The sequence below is a fragment of the Qipengyuania oceanensis genome, assembly GCF_009827535.1.
GTDB classification, from domain to species: domain Bacteria; phylum Pseudomonadota; class Alphaproteobacteria; order Sphingomonadales; family Sphingomonadaceae; genus Qipengyuania_C; species Qipengyuania_C oceanensis.
In genome coordinates this window covers 67,222-87,132 of record NZ_WTYN01000002.1, presented here as the reverse complement: position 1 = coordinate 87,132, position 19,911 = coordinate 67,222, and the positions used below count along the sequence as shown (strand labels likewise).

18 protein-coding genes and 1 tRNA gene are annotated in these 19,911 nt (G+C 65.4%); 14 read left to right on the top strand and 5 right to left on the bottom strand.

Features of this window, described 5'->3' with window-relative positions:
• Positions 1-330: 330 nt before the first annotated feature.
• From GRI48_RS11025 to uvrC, 3 genes are all read right to left on the bottom strand, one after another.
• On the bottom strand, positions 331-528 hold the full coding sequence (locus GRI48_RS11025) for a hypothetical protein (RefSeq protein WP_237451912.1): 198 nt from the start codon (positions 526-528) through the stop codon (positions 331-333).
• Between the two features lie 73 nt (positions 529-601).
• Positions 602-856, bottom strand: coding sequence for a cold-shock protein (locus tag GRI48_RS11020; RefSeq protein ID WP_160675936.1), 255 nt, complete (start codon positions 854-856; stop codon positions 602-604).
• 228 nt (positions 857-1,084) lie between these two features.
• A complete protein-coding gene (gene uvrC / locus GRI48_RS11015) occupies positions 1,085-3,043 on the bottom strand; it encodes an excinuclease ABC subunit UvrC (RefSeq protein ID WP_160675933.1) in 1,959 nt (652 codons plus the stop codon).
• Positions 3,044-3,122: 79 nt separating this feature from the next.
• Between uvrC and GRI48_RS11010 the strand changes: the two genes are divergently transcribed.
• The 4 genes from GRI48_RS11010 to GRI48_RS10995 all read left to right on the top strand — a co-directional run bounded on the left by GRI48_RS11010 (position 3,123) and on the right by GRI48_RS10995 (position 8,115).
• Complete coding sequence (locus GRI48_RS11010) at positions 3,123-4,400, top strand: APC family permease (RefSeq protein WP_160675930.1); 1,278 nt, start codon at positions 3,123-3,125, stop codon at positions 4,398-4,400.
• A gap of 51 nt (positions 4,401-4,451) precedes the next feature.
• Complete coding sequence (locus tag GRI48_RS11005) at positions 4,452-5,585, top strand: BaiN/RdsA family NAD(P)/FAD-dependent oxidoreductase (RefSeq protein WP_202389329.1); 1,134 nt, start codon at positions 4,452-4,454, stop codon at positions 5,583-5,585.
• 101 nt (positions 5,586-5,686) lie between these two features.
• A complete protein-coding gene (locus tag GRI48_RS11000; protein WP_237451911.1) occupies positions 5,687-7,309 on the top strand; it encodes a WS/DGAT/MGAT family O-acyltransferase in 1,623 nt (540 codons plus the stop codon).
• Positions 7,306-8,115, top strand: a complete 810-nt coding sequence (locus tag GRI48_RS10995) for an esterase/lipase family protein (protein ID WP_160675924.1) — start codon at positions 7,306-7,308, stop codon at positions 8,113-8,115. The genes GRI48_RS11000 and GRI48_RS10995 overlap by 4 nt, the downstream gene beginning before the upstream one ends.
• 16 nt (positions 8,116-8,131) lie before the next feature.
• Here the strand turns inward: GRI48_RS10995 and GRI48_RS10990 are convergent, their stop codons facing one another.
• Positions 8,132-10,408, bottom strand: coding sequence for a TonB-dependent receptor (locus tag GRI48_RS10990; RefSeq protein ID WP_160675921.1), 2,277 nt, complete (start codon positions 10,406-10,408; stop codon positions 8,132-8,134).
• A gap of 213 nt (positions 10,409-10,621) precedes the next feature.
• On the opposite strand from GRI48_RS10990, the gene infA reads away from it, so the two are divergent.
• From infA to GRI48_RS10965, 5 genes are all read left to right on the top strand, one after another.
• Positions 10,622-10,891, top strand: coding sequence for a translation initiation factor IF-1 (gene infA / locus GRI48_RS10985; protein WP_160675918.1), 270 nt, complete (start codon positions 10,622-10,624; stop codon positions 10,889-10,891).
• A gap of 6 nt (positions 10,892-10,897) precedes the next feature.
• On the top strand, positions 10,898-11,476 hold the full coding sequence (locus GRI48_RS10980; RefSeq protein ID WP_160675915.1) for a Maf family nucleotide pyrophosphatase: 579 nt from the start codon (positions 10,898-10,900) through the stop codon (positions 11,474-11,476).
• A complete protein-coding gene (locus GRI48_RS10975) occupies positions 11,469-12,416 on the top strand; it encodes a ribonuclease E/G (protein WP_160675912.1) in 948 nt (315 codons plus the stop codon). Before GRI48_RS10980 ends, GRI48_RS10975 begins: the two co-directional genes overlap by 8 nt.
• Entirely contained in the window at positions 12,413-12,610 is a 198-nt protein-coding gene (locus GRI48_RS10970) for a DNA gyrase inhibitor YacG (protein WP_160675909.1), read from the top strand. Before GRI48_RS10975 ends, GRI48_RS10970 begins: the two co-directional genes overlap by 4 nt.
• Before the next feature lie 89 nt (positions 12,611-12,699).
• Positions 12,700-12,775, top strand: a tRNA-Phe gene (locus tag GRI48_RS10965).
• Between the two features lie 10 nt (positions 12,776-12,785).
• On the opposite strand, the gene GRI48_RS10960 is transcribed toward GRI48_RS10965, so the two are convergent.
• Positions 12,786-13,694 (bottom strand): phosphoenolpyruvate carboxykinase (ATP), encoded by a 909-nt coding sequence (locus tag GRI48_RS10960; RefSeq protein WP_160675906.1) that lies wholly within the window; start codon positions 13,692-13,694, stop codon positions 12,786-12,788.
• Positions 13,695-13,758: 64 nt separating this feature from the next.
• Here GRI48_RS10960 and GRI48_RS10955 point away from each other — a divergent pair, with 64 nt between their 5' ends.
• The 5 genes from GRI48_RS10955 to purQ all read left to right on the top strand — a co-directional run bounded on the left by GRI48_RS10955 (position 13,759) and on the right by purQ (position 19,911).
• The gene (locus GRI48_RS10955; RefSeq protein WP_160675903.1) at positions 13,759-15,072 is read left to right on the top strand and encodes a cation:proton antiporter; all 1,314 of its coding nucleotides are present in this window, start codon (positions 13,759-13,761) and stop codon (positions 15,070-15,072) included.
• Between the two features lie 98 nt (positions 15,073-15,170).
• On the top strand, positions 15,171-15,971 hold the full coding sequence (gene purC, locus GRI48_RS10950; protein ID WP_160675900.1) for a phosphoribosylaminoimidazolesuccinocarboxamide synthase: 801 nt from the start codon (positions 15,171-15,173) through the stop codon (positions 15,969-15,971).
• A 57-nt stretch (positions 15,972-16,028) separates the two neighbouring features.
• Positions 16,029-18,872 carry a M16 family metallopeptidase gene (locus GRI48_RS10945; protein WP_160675897.1) on the top strand — a complete coding sequence of 948 codons (2,844 nt, stop codon included), beginning with the start codon at positions 16,029-16,031 and terminating at the stop codon, positions 18,870-18,872.
• 113 nt (positions 18,873-18,985) lie between these two features.
• On the top strand, positions 18,986-19,234 hold the full coding sequence (gene purS / locus GRI48_RS10940) for a phosphoribosylformylglycinamidine synthase subunit PurS (protein WP_160675894.1): 249 nt from the start codon (positions 18,986-18,988) through the stop codon (positions 19,232-19,234).
• On the top strand, positions 19,234-19,911 hold the full coding sequence (purQ, locus tag GRI48_RS10935) for a phosphoribosylformylglycinamidine synthase subunit PurQ (RefSeq protein ID WP_160675891.1): 678 nt from the start codon (positions 19,234-19,236) through the stop codon (positions 19,909-19,911). The genes purS and purQ overlap by 1 nt, the downstream gene beginning before the upstream one ends.

Sequence of the window (19,911 nt, the reverse complement as noted above, 5' to 3'; positions counted from 1 at the left end):
GTTAGCGGACGTTGGCTGATTTCTGCGCCGGAAAGTCCGCTATTGGGTGACACGCGGATCTTTGCCGCTCCTGCAAGCACTGCCGATCGCAGAGGTTTGCAGGCCAAACGGTGCCACAGCGGTTCCGCTCAGGACCGACGCGAATGCTCCGCCAAGGCGTCTTCCAGCCTGCTATAGCAATAAGGGCCCACGCGGTAGCGAACCACCGTCTCTGCCGTGATCCCTTCCGGAAGCGGGTCCGCAGCGCGTGGTCTGAGCGATCCGCCCTCGCTTTCCCACTCACCGACCGCCGGCTTACCGGGTTTCCCCGCGATTGAAGAAGTGCTCATTTCACTGTTCCTCGGATGGTGTTCGTTCGTCGGTTGGCCAGCCCCGGTCGGACAGGCCGTTCGCCTTCCGCCACTCGGCGAGTTGCTTCGCACGTCCGCCCACCATATCCGCAGCCGCTACGCGCTCTTCGGCCGAACCGGAGCGGTCCGCTTTCATGGCGGCAAGCTGGTGGTCGAACAGGAACTTGTTCATCGGCATGATCGTAATCCCGGCTAGGTGGTGCGCGCGTGGGCCGGAAGCTCTCGCCCCCGGCCCAGCGATCGATCAAAGATCAGCCCTGCTGCTTGGCGGCCTGCTCGTTCTGCTTTTCGCCGTCGCCCTGCTGGTGCTGCAGATTCACGGCGTGCTTCTTGCCGCCATCGACTTCGCTGGTTTCATAGCTGAAACGCTGGTCGACCTTCGGCATCTGGCCTTCCTGCTGCAGGTCCGCCTTCTTGAAACGCAGAGCATCGCCGCCCTTTTCGGGAGTGATCGCGCCGGTACCGGCGCTGCTGTCATAGCTCTTGATCTTGCCAAAATGTGTCATTTGTCATTCCTTCGAACATGTGTGCAGCGCGCCAGAATTGACCTAGCTGCGACTAAGAAGCGGAACTGAAGGAAAAGACTTCCAATTGGGGAAGCGGTGACCGTCTATCGCGACTGGTAGCTGACTATAAGATGGCGACGAGGGGCCGCGAATACAACGGGAGAGCGAGAATACTTTCTGAACTTTTACAAACGTCCGTTATCAAATATTTCGCGGACGTTCGCGCGTTCACCCGCCAGCGTGGTAGAAATCGTAGATCTGCTGCGCCACGCCTTCGCTGATGCCGGGCGCGCGCTTCAGGTCGTCCAGTGCGGCGGCGCGGACCTTGCTCGCCGTTCCGAAATGCAGCAGCAGCGCGCGCTTGCGGCTCGGCCCGATGCCCGGGATTTCGTCCAGCGGCGAGGCGGTGATCGCACGGCTGCGCTTCGCCCGGTGTGCGCCGATGGCATAGCGGTGGACCTCGTCGCGTAGCGTCTGGAGGTAGAAGAGCAGCGGCGAATTGACCGGCAGCGTCTTCTCGCGACCGTCGGGGAAGTGGAAGACCTCGCGCCCTTCCCGCCCGTGATGCGGCCCCTTGGCGATGGCGATCAGAGGCACGTTCTCGATGCCCATTTCGGCGAGCGTATCGCGCACGCTCGACATCTGTCCCTTGCCGCCATCGATAAGGACGAGGTCGGGCCAGACCGTTTCGTGGCTGTTCGCCCGGCCCTGCTCGCCGTCGGGATCTTCGGCGAGGTTGCGGAACCGGCGCGCCATGACCTCGCGCATCATGCCGAAGTCGTCGTTGGTCTTCGCGCTCTTGATGTTGAACTTGCGATACTGGCCCTTCTCGAACCCTTCCGGGCTGGCGACCACCATCGCGCCCACTGCCTTCGCTCCCTGGATATGGCTGTTGTCGTAAACCTCGATCCGCTGCGGCACTTCGTCCAGCTCGAGGAATTCGGCCAGTTCGCGCAGGGTCTTGGCCTTCGTGCCGCTTTCCGCCAGCCGCCGTTCCAGCGATTCCACGGCGTTGCGCTGCGCCTGCTGCATGAGCTTGCGCCTGGTGCCGCGCTGCGGGATCGAGATGGCGACGACATGGCCGGCCTTTTCGGCAAGCGCTTCCGCGATCAGCTCCTGTTCCGGCAATTCGCGATCGACGAGGATGGTGCGCGGCGGCGGCACTTCCTCGTAGAATTGCAGAAGCACGTCGGCGAGCACCTCGTCTTCGGCCAGGTCGTTGGTGTTCTTCGGGAAGAATGCCCGGTGGCCCCAGTTCTGCCCGCCGCGGATGAAGAATGCCTGCACGCCCATCTGCCCGCCCTTGGCGGACAGCGCGAAGACGTCCGCATCGCCGACGCCGCTCGCGTTGATCGCCTGGCTCCCCTGGATGAAGGTCGCCGCGCGCAGGCGATCGCGCAGGATCGCCGCCGTCTCGAAATCGAGATCTGCCGCCGCCTTCGCCATCTGTTTCTCGATTTGCGCCTGCACCGCGGAGGACTTGCCGCCGAGGAAGTCTTTCGCCTCGCGCACTAGGCTCTCGTACCCCGCCTTGTCGATCCGCCCGGTACAGGGCGCCGAGCACCGCTTGATCTGGTAGAGCAGGCAGGGCCGGTCGCGATTGTTGAAGAAGCTGTCGGTGCAGCTTCTCAGGAGAAACAGCTTCTGCAGCGCATTCAGCGTCTTGTTGACGCTCCCCGCGCTGGCGAAGGGACCGTAGTAGTTGCCCTTCGCCCGCCGCGCGCCGCGATGTTTCTGGATGCGCGGAAACTTGTGGTCCGCCCGCAGCAGGATGAACGGAAAGCTCTTGTCGTCCCGCAGCAGCACGTTGAACGGCGGGCGGTAGCGCTTGATCAGCTGCGCTTCGAGCAGCAGCGCCTCGGCTTCCGAATTGGTGACCACGATCTCCATCCGGCGGCACTGGCTGACCATCCGCTGGAGCCGGTTCGAGAGGCTTTTCACCTGCGTGTAGTTCGCCACCCGCGCCTTGAGGCTGCGCGCCTTGCCGACGTAGAGCACGTCGCCGCGCGCATCGAGCATCCGGTAGACGCCCGGCCGCGGCTTCAGCGTCTTCACCGTGTCGCGGATCGCGGCGATGCCGGTTTCCAGATCGGGCTGCGCGCTGGCGACGGTATAGGTCGCCCGCTCCTCGTTGAAGCGTTCCTTTCCTCGCGGATCGTGGGGAGAGCCAGCTTTCGTGCGCGACATGGCTGGTGAGATAGGAGCAGTCCGCAGCTTAGGCAAAGGGGCGCTTGTGCAAATCTGCGTTTGTCGTCATCACCCGGCGATGGACGCGGAATACAAGGCGCCGCCACGCACGGTCGGCTTCATCGGCAGCACGCTGTTCCCGATCAACGGGATGGTCGGCGCAGGCATCTTCGCCCTCCCGGCGGTCCTCGCGGCATCGGTCGGCAGCTTTGCGCCGTGGATGATGCTGGTCGGCGGACTGCTCTTCATGCCGCTGGCGCTGGTCTATGCCTGGCTGGCGGGCCGGTTCGAGCACAGCGGCGGCCCGGTGCTTTACGGGGAAGCTGCTTTCGGGCGGTTCGTCGGCTTCCAGGCTGGCTGGGGACGCTATGCAAGCAACATCGTGACCGCAGCGGCCAACACGCATGTCATGGTGACGTATCTCGCGGCATTGTTCCCGTGGCTCGCCGATATCCAGGGGCTGGCGGTCGCAGTGCTGATCATGGCCTTCGTCTTCGTCAACCTCGTCGGCATGCGCAGCGCGGTCGGCACGCTCGGCGTCATGACCGCGATCAAGCTCGTTCCGCTGCTGCTGCTGGTCGTCGCCGCGCTGTTCGCGGGCGATCCGGCGATCGGTTTCGCCCTGCCCCAATTCAGCGAGGTCGAGAGCGTGATCCTGCTGACCTTTTACGCCTTTATGGGTTTCGAGAACCTGACCGAGACCGCGGGCGAGGTAAAGGACGCCAAGCGCAACGTGCCGCGCGCACTCGTCAGCATGGTGGCGGCGGTGTCCGTCCTCTACGTGCTCGTGATCTGGGCTTATCTCGCGATCGCGCCGGCCGGCGCGGCAGAGGACAATGCACTTGCCGGCGCTGCCCGCGCGGTGATGGGCGATGCGGGCGCGGTGATGATCGTGATCGCCGCCGCCTTCAGCATCGGGGCCAACAATCTGGGCAGCGGGACGAGCTTGCCGCGCCTGACATATGGCATGGCCGAGCGGGGAATGCTCCCGCGCTGGTTCATGAAGGTGGACGACAAGCACGGCACGCCACGCAACTCGATCCTGTTCTACGGCGGTTTCGCCATCCTTTTCGGCCTGTGGGAAGGCTTCGAGGTGCTGGCAGTCGCCGGGACGATGGTGCGGCTGGTCACCTATCTCATCTGCTGTGCCGCACTGCCGGTGCTGGAGAAGCGCGAAGGTGCGCTCAACCCGCTCCATCTTGCCGCAAGCGCAATCGCGATCGTCAGCTCGCTGTGGGTCGCGACCCATGCCGACGCGCAGGCGATCGTGATCTTCACCGCGATCATCGCGGGCGGGACGCTGCTCTATTTCATCGCTGCGCGCGAGCGTCCGGTCACCCCCATTACCGAGGCCTGAGTGTCGGATGATTACGATGCCATCGTGCTCGGCGCAGGTGCCGCCGGGCTGATGTGCGCCGCACGCGCGGGCCAGCGTGGCTTGCGGGTGCTGGTGCTGGAGAAGGCCGACAAGCCGGGCAGGAAGATCCTGATCTCGGGCGGTGGACGCTGCAATTTCACCAATATCGGCGCGGGACCGGCGAATTACCTCAGCGCCAATCCGCATTTCGCCAAGTCGGCGCTCGCACGGTACACGCCGCGCGATTTCCTCGCGCTCGTCGAAAGCTACGGCATCGCATGGCACGAAAAGACGCTCGGCCAGCTGTTCTGCGACGGGTCTGCCCAGCATATCGTCGACCTGCTGCTGGCCGAATGCGCCAAGGGCGACGTGACGATCCGCTGCGCCCAGGAGGTAGACCAGGTCACTCGCACCGATGGCTTCTGCGTCGCGACCCGTATCGGCCGCTATACTGCGCCGAGGCTGGTGATCGCTACCGGGGGCCCCTCGATACCCAAGATGGGGGCGACCGGCTTTGCCTACGACCTCGCGCGGCAGTTCGGGCTGAAGGTGGTCGAGCCGCGCCCGGCGCTGGTCCCGCTGACGCTGGGCGGCGAGGATGTCCTGTTCCGCGAGTTGTCGGGAGTGGCCGCTCCGGTGGAGGCGCATGCGGGCAAGACCAGTTTCGCAGAGGCCGCGCTGTTCACGCATCGCGGGCTTTCGGGTCCGGCGATCCTGCAGGTGTCGAGCTACTGGAAGCATGGCGAGCCGGTGGCGATCGATTTCCTGCCGCAGCATTCGCAGGACTGGCTGCTCGAGGCCAAGCGCGGCAATCCGCGCAGCAGCTTGCGTGGCTTGCTGCGCGACCAGCTTCCCCAGCGGTTGGCCGATACCCTCGCCGACCGGATCGGGCTGAACGGGGATCTCGGCAATGCATCGGACAAGGCGCTGCGCGCCGCGCAAGACCGGCTGCGCAGGTGGCTGTTCCACCCCAATGGCAGCGAGGGGTTTGCCAAGGCCGAAGTCACGGCGGGCGGCATCTCGACGGCGGAACTGTCCTCGCAGACGATGGAGGCGAAGAAGGTGCCGGGCCTCTACGCGATCGGGGAAGCGGTCGACGTGACCGGCTGGCTCGGCGGCTACAACTTCCAGTGGGCGTGGGCGAGCGGTGTCGCCTGCGCGGAAGCGCTGGATCGCGTTCCGTAGGGTAAGTGCCTGCCGCGCGCGGCAAGTTGTGCGCCGCGGCCGGGTTCTGCTAGCTAGCGTGGCACGGGACCCGAAGACGGGCCGATACGCAGGAGAGAGATTTGCAGCAGCTCCAGGGCATGGACGCCAGTTTCGTAGCACTCGAAACGCGCAACTCGCCGATGCACATCGGCTCGATCCTGGTCTACAATCCGGAGACTGCGCCCGGCGGTTTCGTCCGCTTCAAGGACATCCTGCAATTCCTCGACGACCGGCTGAAGATGTCGAAGACCATGCGCCAGCGGCTGGTGCGCGTGCCCTTCGACCTCGACTACCCCTACTGGGTCGAGGACCCCGACTTCGACCTCGAGTACCATGTCCGGCACGTTGCCCTGCCCAAGCCGGGCGACTGGCGGCAGCTGTGCATCCAGGCCGCGCGCATCTTCGCCCGCCCGCTCGATCTCGAGCGCCCGCCGTGGGAATTCACCGTGGTCGAGGGGCTCGACAACGTGGAGGGCCTGCCGAAGGGCAGCTATGCCTACATCACGAAGGTCCATCACGCCGCGATCGACGGCATGAGCGGCATCGACCTGATGGAAGTCACCCACACGCTCGCGCCGGACGAGCCCCCGCCTCCGGGCGAGGATACCTGGCAGCCGGAAAAGGTGCCGAACCCGGTCGAATTGCTCGGTCGCAGCTATATCAACGCCATCGCCAATCCGATGAAGCAGCTGGAAGTTGCCGCCAAGGCCGCTCCGGGCCTCGCCAAGGCGATCAAGGGGCTGGCGAAGAAGGAATTCGACCTCTCGCGCGAGATGGTCGCGCCCAAGACGCGGTTCAATCGCAAGATCAGTCCACACCGCGTGGTCGAGGGCGTGAGCGTTCCTCTCGCCGACATCAAGACGATCCGCACGCTGCACGACGGGGCCAAGGTCAACGACGTCTTCCTCGCCATCATCGGCGGGGCGCTGCGCCGCTATCTTTCGGCCAAGGACGATCTGCCCAAGCAGACGCTCACCGCGATGGCGCCGATTTCGGTGCGCGGAAAGGACGAGAAGGGCGACATGGGCAACCAGGTCGCGGCGATGATCGCCCCGCTCGGCACGCACATCGACGACCCGGCCGAGCGGCTGGCCTACGTGAACGACCGGACGACCAACTCCAAGGCGATGACCGACGCGATCGGCGCGCGCAACATGACCGAAGTGAGCAAGGTCAGCCCGGCGCTCTACATGGCGCTGGGGGCCCAGCTCTACACCCGGCTCAGCCTTGCCAATCGCGGGGTTGGACCGATCTTCACCACCGTGGTCACCAATGTCCCCGGCCCGCCGGTGCCGATCTATTCGGCCGGAGCCAGGCTCGAAAGCATGATGGGCCTGATCTGCCTGACTGACGGGATGGGCCTTGCCCACGTCGTCCAGAGCTATACCGACGAGGCGACGATCAGCTTCACCGCCTGCCGCGAGCTGCTGCCGGACCCGGAATTCTACGTCGAATGCATCCGCGAAAGCTTCGAGGAATATCGCGATCTCGCTTCCGGCGAACCGAAAAAGCCGGCAAGAAACCCGCGCAAACCCGCGACAGCGCCGAAGAAGCGGGCTAGCAAAGCCAAAACGGCGGCAGCAAAGACCGCCGGAACACCGAAAACCGTCGCAAGGAAGGCGTCGAGCCAAAAGGCCAGGGCAGGCACGAAACGGCCAGCCGCGCGTTCCAAGGCGTCCGCAGGGAAGGAAAAATCCACATGACAGCTGCCGCTGCACGCGCCTCTACAACCCGCCAGGCATCGCCCGCCGCTCGTCCGCCGAGCCGCCTGCTTGCGCTCGCCGAGCCGAGCCGCGCGATGGGCGAACTGGCGAGCTTCTACGCCCTGCGCCCGTTTCTCCGGTTGCTGCCGAAGGGCGACGGCCACGGCGTGCTTGTTCTGCCGGGCTTCATGGCATCGGACAGCTCGACCGTCCCGCTGCGCTCGCTCCTGTCCGATCTGGGCTACGAGGCTGCCGGCTGGCGGCTGGGTCGCAACATCACCGTCGACAATGCGCGGATCGAGGCGATGGCGGGCTGCGTCAACGACCTCGCCGCGAAAACCGGCGGCAAGATCTCGATCGTCGGCTGGAGCCTTGGCGGCGTGTTCGCCCGAGAACTGGCCAAGATGATGCCCGACCAGGTGCGCCAGGTCATCAGCCTCGGCTCGCCCATCAGCGACGATCGCAATCACACCAATGCCCGTCGCTTGTTCGAGTATCTCAACGGTCGCGAGCCCGAGCCCATGCGTCGGGGCAATTTCCGCGAGCTCGCCATCGCGCCCCCGGTCCCGACGACCTCGATCTACACCCGAACCGATGGCGTCGTGCACTGGCGCGGCTCGATCCAGGAAGACGATCACGGCCAGTGCGAGAACATCGAAGTGCTCGCGAGCCATTGCGGCCTCGGCGTGAACCCGTCGGCAGTCTATGCGATCGCGGACCGGCTCGCGCAGCCGTTAGGCGAGTGGACGCCGTTTCGCGCGCGCGGGCTGGCGGCACTCGTCTTCCCGCGCCGCCGCCTGCACTGATCCCGGTCGCAGCGCGTCAGAACATCTTGCGGATGTCTATCCCGAGATAGCGCCCGGTCGGGTCGATCAGGAATGGCTGATAGCTGAGTGGCGTATCGCCGTTGACGTCGGTGACCTTGCGTCGCCCGTCGAAGAGGTTGTCGACCTTCAGCGACAGCCGGAGATCGTCCAGCACGCCGTCTTCCTTCTCGAACAACTGGCCGAGATCGGCGAAGACCCGCAGGTCGAGCGTTGCCAGCGAACCGAAGCGCAGCCGGTTTTGATCGGTGCCGACATCGCTCGGTCCGGTGTAACGACCCGAGATCCGCAGGCCCTTGCCTTCGCGGAAGAAGCCTGCCTCCAGCGTCGAGGTGTTGCGCGACAGGCCGTAACCCGAGGTCGCACCGCCATCGAGCAGGTCGAGCCGGGGCAGTCCCGGCGCGATCAGCACGCTGTTCTCGAGTTCGATCGTGTGGTTGAGATTGACAAAATAGCGACCCTTGCCGTCTCCGCCGCGGCCCATCATCATCGGAGGCCCGCCGCCTCCGCGCCGCCCCGCGCCCTCTTCCTGGACTTTCGCTTTTCCGAAGCTGCCGCTCTTGGTCAGTCCGATCACCAGCCGCTCGGCGGCCGTCTCGGCAAAGGTCACCGGACGCTGGTCGATCGCGAGCAGCGTGCCGTCAGCATCCCGCGATACCCGGTCGGGGAACGCCGCTTCGATCGCGGGAGTGAGCAACGGGAAGCTGCTGGTCACATCGCGCGAGCGGTTGCGGATGTATTCGAGCGACAGGCGCGCATCCTCGATCTCCGGCAGTTCCCAGTTGGCACTGAATTTCCAGTCGCGCTGGGTTTCGGCAAGCAAATCGGGATTACCGCCAGAGACGATGGTCGCAAGGACACTCTCACCGGTCGCGAAATCGAAGACCGGCACGTTGAAATTGTCGACCCGCGGCGAGCCGAGCTGGCTGAGGCTGGGCGCAGCTTCGGAACCGATGTGGGTCGCGGCAAGGGTGAGTTTGCGGGTCACGCCCCACGTCAGGCCGACGCTGTAATCACCGATCGTGCCGAAGTCGGAAAGGTTCTCGACCCCTGCCCTCAGGCCCAGGCTCAGATCGCCGATCTTGCCCCAGGCACCGTCGCGCTCGGCGATCGGGACCGTGACATTGGTGCCAGTGGAAAGTCGCCGCCGCACCAGTCCGAAATCGACGTCGCTGCGCGTGTCGGCGCTGTCGATGCGCTTCCAGTCGAAGCCGGCGGCAAAGCTCGCCGAAACGTCGCCCGCCGGCAGGCTGAGCACGCGACCCTGCAGGTTCGCCTTGCTGACGAAGGCCTTGGTCTCGACTTCCGCAAGATCGAAGCCGCTGGCTCCGCGCCGATCGATCTGCGTCTCGCCGAAGGAAAGCGTGCCGTCACCCGTCAGCGACAGGCGGAAATTGCCCAGCGGGCGATTGTAGCTGGCCCCGCTCGAGACCGTGTCGGACCGGTTCTCGCGCGTCAGGACGCGGTAATCCTGGAGCGGATCGAGCCCCGATAGCGAAAGACTTTCGCTGCGCTCGTAAGTGCCGTTGAGCGACAGGGAGGACCCGCTGTCGAGGAAGGCCTTGCTCCAGTTGGCGGTGACCTCCGCGTTCCAGGTGTCGGCGACCAGCGACCGGAAGAAGGCCTGATCGGGTGCGCCGGGTTCGGGCTCGCTCGCCTGGATGACGCCGCGCTCGCCCTCGGTCAGGCCACTCGAATCCTCGATCTCGAGATTGACGTTGAGCCGTCCGCCATCGGCGATCCGCAGCAAAGTCGCTTCCTGCTCGTTGCGCCAGTAGCCGCCGCGGTCCGGTGCCTCGAACTCGGCCTCGATTTCGCGGCTCGAGAAATTGTCCTTGAGGATGAAATTCATGACCCTGCGATCGGGCGGATAACCGAATTTCTGCGCCACTTCCTCGGGCAGGACCTCGACCTTGCGGATCGCTTCGGGCGGATAGGACCGGAACTCTCGGAAGCTCGAGACTTCCATGCCGTTGACCAGGAACACGGGGCGTCCGCCGCCCCGGCCACGTGAACTGCCTGTCTGGCTGCTGACCGCGTCGACCAGGTCGGCGATCGACCCGGCACCGTAAGCGGCGATGTCTTCCTCGTTCAGTTCGAGTATCGGGGCCTGGTCGGTATCGACCTGCGCGCGCAGGCGGGCGCCGGTGACGACGATCACGCTTCCGCCGTCCTCGATGACTGGCTCCGAACTATCGACCTCCTGCGCCGATGCGGGCAGGTGACAGCCGAGGCCGAGCGCCGTGGCGCAAAGGAGAATTGTTCGTGTTTTCATAGGTCGCGCTGATAGTGTCTCGGGATGAACGGCAGCAATGCGGTTTCGTGTAACGGCCTGTCACAGATCGTGTTCCGGGCGTATCAGTCATCGCGGCTATGGCGTGACAAATCCGCCGCGCTTTCGGCAACCAAGGCGAGGCTTTCCTTTTCCCTCGCCCGACCCTATATGCCGCGCCCAACGACCAACGATCGAAAACGGAACAGATACTGCATGGCCAAAGAAGAACTCCTCGAAATGCGCGGCAAGGTGGTGGAACTGCTGCCCAACGCGATGTTCCGGGTGGAGCTCGAAAACGGTCACGAAGTGCTGGGCCATACTGCCGGCAAGATGCGCAAGAACCGCATCCGCGTGCTGGTCGGCGACGAGGTGCTGTGCGAACTGACGCCTTACGATCTGACCAAGGCGCGCATCACCTATCGCTTCATGCCCGGTCGCGGCGGCCCGGGCCAGAATGCGTCCCAGGGCCCCGGCCCCAGCTAATTCGCGGTGGCGACACCGACCCTCGTCCTTGCATCGTCCAGCCCGCGTCGGCGCGAATTGCTCGCGCAGATCGGCGTCGAACCGGCACGTGTGCAGTCTCCCGACATCGACGAAACCCCGCATGATGGCGAATTGCCGCGGGTATACGCGGCTCGCTTAGCCCGCGAAAAGGCGCTCGCCGTGCCGCGCGGCACCGGCGAGATCGTGCTGGCCGGCGACACTACGGTCGCGCTCGGTCGCCGCATCCTGAACCAGGCGGCCGACGGCGACGACGTCCGGCGCTTCCTGGCCCTGCTGTCCGGGCGGCGGCACAGGGTGTGCTCGGGCGTCGCGGTGGTCGACGGCGATGGCAAAGTCCGCGAGAAACTGTCGGAGAGCATCGTGCGCTTCAAGCGGTTGTCCGGCGAGGAGATCGACGCCTATGTCGCGAGCGGCGAAGGCATCGGCAAGGCGGGCGGCTATGCGATCCAGGGCCGCGCGGGTGCCCTGATCGACTTCGTTTCGGGCAGCTACACGGGCGTCGTGGGCCTGCCGCTCTACGAAACGCGCATTCTCCTGAAATCGGCGGCCTATCCGCTTGGCTGACTGGCTGGTCGAACACGGCATCGGCGAGGAACGCTGGCTGCTTGTCCATAACGAGCAGCCGATCGCCGCACGGCTTTTCTGGCCGGGTGACTTGCGGGCAGGAGAACTCGTCGAAGCGCGACTGACTTCGCGCCGCAAGGGGTCGAGCAGGGGCGTGGCGACAACCGAGAGCGGGTTGGAAATTCTCGTTGATCGACTGCCACCATCGGCCAGCGAAGGCGCAACGGTTGCGGTCGAGATAACCCGCGCAGCGGTCGCCGAACGCGGACGGCTGAAACTGGCCCAGGCGCGGATCGCCGACGCCGCCAAGGCGCAAGACGGCGCGCCGCCATACGACGTCGTACATCGCTTCCCGGCCGGTTTGTGGGAAGAGATATGGGACGCGGCGTGGGGCGGTTCGATCGCATTTTCCGGCGGATCGCTGCTGTTCGACGTGACCCCGGCCATGTGCGTGGTCGATATCGACGGCGACTTGCCGCCGCGTGAGCTGGCGCTGGCGGCAATTCCGGCGATCGTCCGGGCCTTGCGCTGGTTCGATCTCGGCGGGTCGATCGCGATCGACTTCCCGACCATTCCCGACAAGGCCGGGCGCAAGGCGGTTGACGCCGCCCTCGAAGACGGTCTCGCGGGCTGGCCGCACGAGCGAACGGCGATGAACGGCTTCGGCCTCGTCCAGATCGTCGCGCGGCTCGAAGGCCCCTCGTTGCTGCACCGGATGGCGAACGCGCGCATCGGCGCGGCTGCGCGGATGGTCTTGCGCAAGGCGGAGTTGCTGGATGGCGCGGGTGCGATCCAGCTGACCGTGCATCCCGCGGTCAAGACGAAGCTGAAGCCCGAATGGCTCCACGAGCTGGCCCGCCGGACCGGGCGCGACATCCGCGTCGAGGCCGATCCGGCTATTGCGATCGGCGCGGAGCATGCCCAGATGGTCGAGCGATGACCAACACTGCCCGCCCCTGCCCGATCTGCAAGAAGCCGCGCTCGGCCGAACACACACCGTTCTGCTCGCAGCGCTGCCGCGACCGCGACCTCGCGCAATGGTTCGGCGATGGCTATGCCGTGCCCGGCCGCCCGGCGCTGCCGGACGAGATCGAGCAGGAAGTCGCACGCGGCGATCCCCTCGAGCGCGACTGATTCAGCCCTTGCCAAGCGCGCGGGGCTTCGCCATAGGGCGGCGCTCCAACCGCATGGCGATCGACATCGAACGCCGCGCGAAGGTGCAAGCCTCGGTAGCTCAGTTGGTAGAGCACGCGACTGAAAATCGCGGTGTCGGTGGTTCGAATCCGCCCCGAGGCACCACTTTCCCTTCTTACAGACCTTCGATCAACCGGCAGACTTCGTCGAGCCGTGCGAAGTCGCGCGGGCGCACCAGCCGGTAAACGGGTGTCGCGGCGACGATCCGGGATACCATCGTCGCCTGCTCGGCGGTCCGACCCATCAAGTCGAGCATTTCCGGTCGATAGCAACTCGCCTGAAGGACTTCGCGCACCGCTTCACCGCCAGCCAGCCGATCAAGGTTACGGCCTTCGCCCCACCCGAGCAGGACGATGGCATCGAGCGGCAGGGGTTCTTCGGCAACCGGTGCGTCCATGGCGAGATGATACTTCTGTGTCCGGAAATGGTCGCGCTGGACTACGCGCCCGCGCCATCCGAGGTGATCGATCGCCTCGTCCCAGAGTTTCATGCGGCTCGAGGAAGGCCATATGTGCGCCGATCCGCCATCGGCAGCGGGCGGGTCGACGCGCGAGAGATCGTCCGCCACCAGCAGGCCGTCGCGCTCGACCAGCGCCGCCGCGATCGTCGACTTGCCCGCTTCCTGCGCGCCGCAGAACAGCAACGTCTTTCCCCCGGTGCGCACCGAGCTTCCGTGAAGCATCGCCAGCCCGCGCTGGTAGCCGGCCGCGCCCCATGCGCTCCCGAGGGTGAACAGCCGCAACTCCGCTTCGGGCGCCCCGACGATCGGTTCGATCACAATGCTCTCGCCTCGAGCGATCGACCACCGCCCCACGTCGGCGACCGAGAAATGGATGCCCTTCCGGTCGCCCGACGGCAGTTGTTCGGGCGTCCGCGCGAGCGCGTCGCCAAAAGCGATCACGATATCGGGATCCTGAGCGGGATCCGCTTGTGCAAAGGCTTCCCATTCCGGCAATTTGATGGCCGACCGCACCAGCAATCCGGAGTGTCTGTAGTAGTAGGTGGGATCGGCCGAATTGCTCACGAGTGTCGGTCTGGCGGAGCGATGGACCTTTGCCAAGTCGGCGGCGGTCGCTATCGCACGCGCCATGCATGAAACCATCTCCACCGGTCCCGATCCCTTCGACCTTGCCGCGATCCTTGTCGTGGCGGCCGCCCTGCTCGGCTACATCAACCATCATTTCATCAAGCTGCCGCATGTCATCGGACTGACGGTGATGGGCGCGCTCGCGGCGATCGGACTGATGGTCGCGAACTTCCTCGTCCCGGGCGTCACTCTGGACAACGAGGTCGCCAGCCTGCTCGAGCAGATGAACTTCACCGAGACCCTCCTGCAGGGGATGCTCAGTTTCCTCCTGTTTGCAGGAGCGCTGCATGTCGATCTGGAGCGGCTGAAGGCGAGCTGGCTGCCGGTCCTGCTGCTCTCGACCATCGGGGTGATCGTGTCGACGGTGCTGGTCGGGCTGATGGCATGGGGCGTGGGTTCGCTGCTCGGCGCCAGCATTGCACCCATCTGGTATTTCGTCTTCGGCGCGCTGATCGCCCCGACCGATCCGGTTTCGGTGCTCGGTGTGCTCAAGGAAGAGAACGTCCCGCTGTCGCTGCAGAGCGCGGTGGCAGGCGAGAGCCTGTTCAACGACGGCGTTGGCATCGTCGTCTTCACCATCCTGCTGGGAGCCGCGGTCACCGGCGCGGACTTCTCCCTGTCGGAGGGCGCGCGGCTGTTCGCGCTGGAAGCTGGCGGCGGCATCGCGGTCGGCCTCGTGATCGGCTGGCTCGGCTATCGCGCCCTTGCGAGCATGGACGAATACACGCTCGAGGTGCTGATCACGCTGGCGGTTGTGATGGGCGGCTATGCCCTGTGTTCGGAGCTGCACATCTCCGGCCCGCTGGCGATGGCGGTCGCCGGGCTGCTGATCGGCAACCACGGGGTTACCTATGCGATGAGCGACGTCACCCGCGACTACGTCATCAAGTTCTGGGAACTGGTGGACGAGGTGCTGAACTCGGTTCTCTTCCTGCTCATCGGGCTCGAGATGATCGCGCTCGTCCCGGGCGTGGACGAGACCCTGTTCGCGCTCGCTGCCATCCCGATCACCCTCCTGGCCCGAGCCATTGCGATCGGCGTCAGCACCAAAACCATTCCTGCTGCCCGCCTTCAGGAAGCGGGCGCCAGCCGCGTGCTGTGGTGGGGTGGCCTGCGCGGCGGAATCTCGGTCGCGCTCGCGCTCTCGCTCCCGCCGGGCGAGACACGCGACATGATCCTTGCCGCCACTTTCGGCGCGGTGCTGTTCAGCGTGCTCGTCCAGCGTTCGACCCTCGGCAAGCTGATCGAGAGCTTGCAGGAAAAGGACGTGGAATGCGTCAGCCCCGTCGCTGGCAAGAGCGAAACGGTGCATTGATTGCGCCCGCAGGCCCGCTGCTGTAAGGGCGGGCGGAATCTCCCGGCCCGGCCGTGACGCAATGGCCGAACCGCCGATACTGACCCAAGGAAAACCGCATGTCCCGTCGCCGCCAGATATACGAAGGCAAGGCCAAGATTCTCTACGAGGGCCCCGAGCCGGGTACGATCATCCAGTATTTCAAGGACGATGCGACCGCCTTCAACGCCCAGAAGAAGGGCACGATCAACGGCAAGGGCGTGATCAACAACCGCGTCAGCGAGTATATTTTCACGCGGCTCGGCCACATCGGCATCCCGACGCATTTCATCCGCCGGCTGAACATGCGCGAACAGCTTGTCCGCCAGGTCGAGATCGTCCCGCTCGAAGTCATCGTGCGCAACGTGGCTGCCGGCTCGATCAGCAAGCGGCTCGGCCTGCCCGAAGGCGAGCAGCTTCCGCACACTTTGATCGAATATTGCTACAAGGATGACAGCCTGGGCGATCCGCTGGTCGCCGAGGAACACATCGCCTGCTTCGGCTGGGCCAATAACGAGGAAATGCAGGATATCGCCGCCATGGCGATCCGCATCAACGATTTCCTGTGCGGCATGTTCGCCGCGATCGATATCCGGCTGGTCGATTTCAAGCTTGAATTCGGACGGCTGTGGGATGGCGACTATGCGCGGATCATCCTGGCCGACGAAATCTCCCCCGACGGATGCCGCCTGTGGGATATGAACACCGGCGAGAAGCTCGACAAGGATCGCTTCCGCAGGGATCTCGGCGGCGAAGAGGAGGCATACCAGGAAGTCGCCCGCCGGCTCGGCCTGCTGCAGAACGAGGATGGCGGTCCGGGCGAAGTGTTCGACCTGTCGACTGCGCGCAACAAGCTGCGCGGAAGCAAGACCAAGCACTGACGCCGAACCCCGGGTCCGGACGTTGACAAATCCCTGATATTGCCGAGGGTCGCGCGCATGAGATTTCTTCACGCGGCGGGCTTCGCCTGTCTTCTCGCCCTTGGTGTTTCGCCGATCGCCGTCGCCGCGCAGGAGCCGGGCGACGCGGTAGAGTGGGCCTACGAGGCAAGCGACATCCCGGTCGACCCGGTCTATCGGTTCGGCACGCTCGACAACGGCCTGCGATACGTCATCGCACAGAACGACCGGCCCGAAGGCACCGCGCTCGTCCGGCTATGGATCGATTCTGGCTCGCTCGCCGAGCGTGACAACCAGCGCGGCCTCGCCCATTTTCTCGAACACATGGCGTTCAACGGATCGGCCAAGGTGCCGGAAGGCGAGATGGTCAAGCTGCTCGAGCGCGAAGGCCTGCGTTTCGGCGCGGATAACAACGCCTCGACCGGGCTGGAGACCACCCTCTACAAGCTCGATCTCCCCCGCAACGACCCGGCGCTTCTCGATACGGCGCTGATGCTCATGCGCGAGACGGCGAGCGAACTGACGATCGACCCGGAAGCGGTCGATCGGGAGCGCGGCGTGATCCTGTCCGAACGACGCGTGCGGCGCACATATGCGTTCAAGAATGCCGAGGACGCGATCGAGTTCTTCACGCCCGATGCGCGCTACGGCGAGCGGCTGCCCGTCGGGCTGCCGGAAATCATCGAAGGCGGCACGGCGCAGGACATCCGCGATTATTACGAGCGGGAATACGTGCCGGGCAATGCGGCGATCCTCGTGGTCGGTGATTTCGACCCGGACGCGGTCGAGGCGGCCATCCGCCGGCATTTCGCTTCCTGGAAGGCCGGCTCGCTGCCCGAGGAATTCGGCGGCGGCCCGATCGACCCGTCACGCGCCGGCCTGACCGACATCTATCTCGACGAGGCATTGTCCGAGCAGGTGACGATCTCGCGCCTGCGCGCAGCGATCAAGACGCCGGATACGGCGGCAGAGCGCCGCCAGAACCTGCTGCGCACGATCGGTTACGCGATCGTCAATCGGCGGCTCGAGGCACTCGCCCGCGGCGAGGACGCGCCGTTCAAGTCGGCGGGTTACGGAACGGGGGACTTTTTCGACATTGCCAAGTCCACCAACCTCGTAATCGACAGCGCCGATGGCGAATGGCAGGGCGGACTGGAAACGGCGGTCACCGTGCTGCGCCAGGCACTGACCTACGGGTTCGGCGAGGCCGAGGTCGCCGAGCAGGTCGCGAAGATCCGTTCTTCGCAAATCAATGCGGCGGAGGCGCAGGATACGCGCAGCAACGCCGCGCTGCTGGGTGCGGCACTGGCCATGCTGGAGGAGGGGCAGATCCCGTCGACACCTGCAAGCTCGCTTGCCCGGCTCGAGGCGTTCGCCCCCTACATCACCCCCGCGGCGGTGCTGGCCGCGCTCAAGTCTGATGCCGCAGCACTCGACAATCCGCTGATCCGTTTCGAAGGGCGCAAGGCGCCTGAAGGCGGCGCTCAGGGCTTGCGCGCCGCGTTCGATGCCGCATGGTCGGCGCCGGTCGCGAAGCCGGTGCTGCGCGACAGCGTCGACTTCGGCTACAGCGATTTCGGCACTCCCGGTGCCGTCGTGTCCGACACCACGGACGAGCGCTTCGGACTGCGATTGCTGCGCTTCGACAATGGCGTGATGCTGACGCTCAAGAAGACCGACATCGAGAAGGACCGTATTCGCTACCGCCTTTCGCTCGATGGCGGCACGCTCCTCAATACCCGCGAAGATCCGCTGGCGACGGCCATGGTCGCGACCCTGCCGATCGGCGGGCTCGGCCTGCATTCGCAGGACGAGCTGGAAACGATCCTCGCGGGGCGGACCGTGCAGTTCTCGCTCAGCGCGGCGACCGACGCTTTCGTGATGGGCGGCACGACCACTCCGCGCGATCTTGACCTGCAGCTCGATTTGCTGGCGGCGGCGATCACCGATCCCGGCTATCGCCCCGAAGGCGAGCAGCGCTATGCCAAGTCCGTTGCCGAGTTCTTCGCCAATCTCGACGGCACGCCTGGCCGGGCGCTGTCGGTCAAGCAGGGTGGCCTGCTGTCGGACTTCGATCCGCGCTTCACGCTGCAGGACGCCAAGGCCTACGAAGCTCTCAGTTTCGAACGGCTGCGCGCAGTCATCTCGGACCGCCTGGCCAGCGGCGCGATCGAACTGGCCCTGGTCGGCGACTTCGACGAACAGCGCGCGATCGATCTGGTCGCCCGCACTCTGGGTGCCCTGCCCGACCGCGAGACAGAGTTCCAGCCGCGCGAAGAAGCCCGAGTGCGCAGTTTCACCGGCAATCGCACACGCCACGTCATTACCCATTCCGGAGAGCCCGATCAGGCGCTCGTGCAGCTGGTGTGGCCGACGACCGACGACAGCGACCTGACAACCGCGGCGCAGCTCAGGATGCTCGACCGGGCCGTGGAAATCGTCGTGCAGGAGGAGCTTCGCGAGAACCTCGGCAAGACCTATTCGCCCAGCGTCGGTGCCTCTTCCTCGTCGGAATATCCGGATTACGGCCTGTTCTACGTCACCGCCGAAGTCGACATGGGCGACATCGACGAGACGGTCGCGGCAATAGAGAAGGCGATAACGAAGCTGGCCGAGGAACCCATCGATCCCGACCTCATCGACCGCGCGCGTCGCCCGCTGCTCGAAGCCTTCGACAACCGCCTGAAGTCTCTCGCAAGCTGGATGGCCGTCGCCGACCGCGCGCAGACCGAGCCGGAGCGACTGGAGCGGTTCGATGCATGGCCCGGCGCCGTCTCCGCCGTTACCGCGCCGCAAGTGTCCGCTGCCGCGCGCAAGTGGCTGGTCGACAGCCGCCCGGTAGAGATCGTGGTCGTGCCCGCAGGTTCGCCGCTCGCCCGCTGATCTCATCGGTGGATCGGCGACAGAATCGGCCCGACGCACGTTGGCTTCGCGGGAGGGTGTCGCTATAGGCTCCGCTTCGATCCCGACTGCAACCCAGCTCAGCGAGTAATGCCATGAAAGTCCAGGTCCACGTCCGTTTGAAGCCCGGTGTGCTCGATCCCCAGGGCCGCGCGATCCATCACGCGCTCGAAGGGCTGGGTTTCGAAGGGGTCGAGGACGTGCGCGCCGGCCGGCTGATCGAACTGGAAGTGGCGCAGAGCGTCACCGACGATCAGATCGAGCAGATGTGCCGCCAGTTGCTCGCCAACATGGTGATCGAGGATTACCGGATCCATCGGGTGGCGGAGAAGGAGACCGCCTGATGGCTTTCCGTTCGGCCGTCATCACGTTTCCCGGCTCCAATTGCGACCGCGACATGGCGGTGGCGCTCGAGCAGGTGTCCGGCGTTGCTCCCATCCGGGTATGGCATGGTCATGCCGAACTGCCCGAAGATCTCGACTTCATCGCGCTGCCCGGCGGGTTCTCCTATGGCGATTACCTGCGTTCGGGCGCCATGGCGGCGACCAGTCCGATCATGCGCTCGGTCGTGAAGGCAGCGGAGCGCGGGGTCCCGGTGCTCGGCGTCTGCAACGGTTTCCAGGTCCTGACCGAGAGCGGGCTGCTGCCAGGCGCGCTGCTGAGGAACGCCAACCAGACCTTCATCTGCCGGACCGTGGAATTGACCGTCGAGAACGCGCAATCGCTTTTTACCAGCAGCTACGCGGCCGGGGAAACTATCCGTATTCCCGTCGCGCATCATGATGGAAACTACTTCGCCGACGAGCAGACGCTCGACCGGATCGAGGGTGATGGACGCGTGGCCTTCCGCTATCGCGACACGGTCAACGGCTCGCAGCGCGACATCGCCGGCGTGCTCAACGAAGCAGGCAACGTCCTCGGCATGATGCCGCACCCGGAGCGCGCGATCGAGGAAGCGCATGGCGGATCGGACGGTCGGCGGCTGTTCGAAGGCGCCATCGCGGCGCTCGTCAAGGCGTAG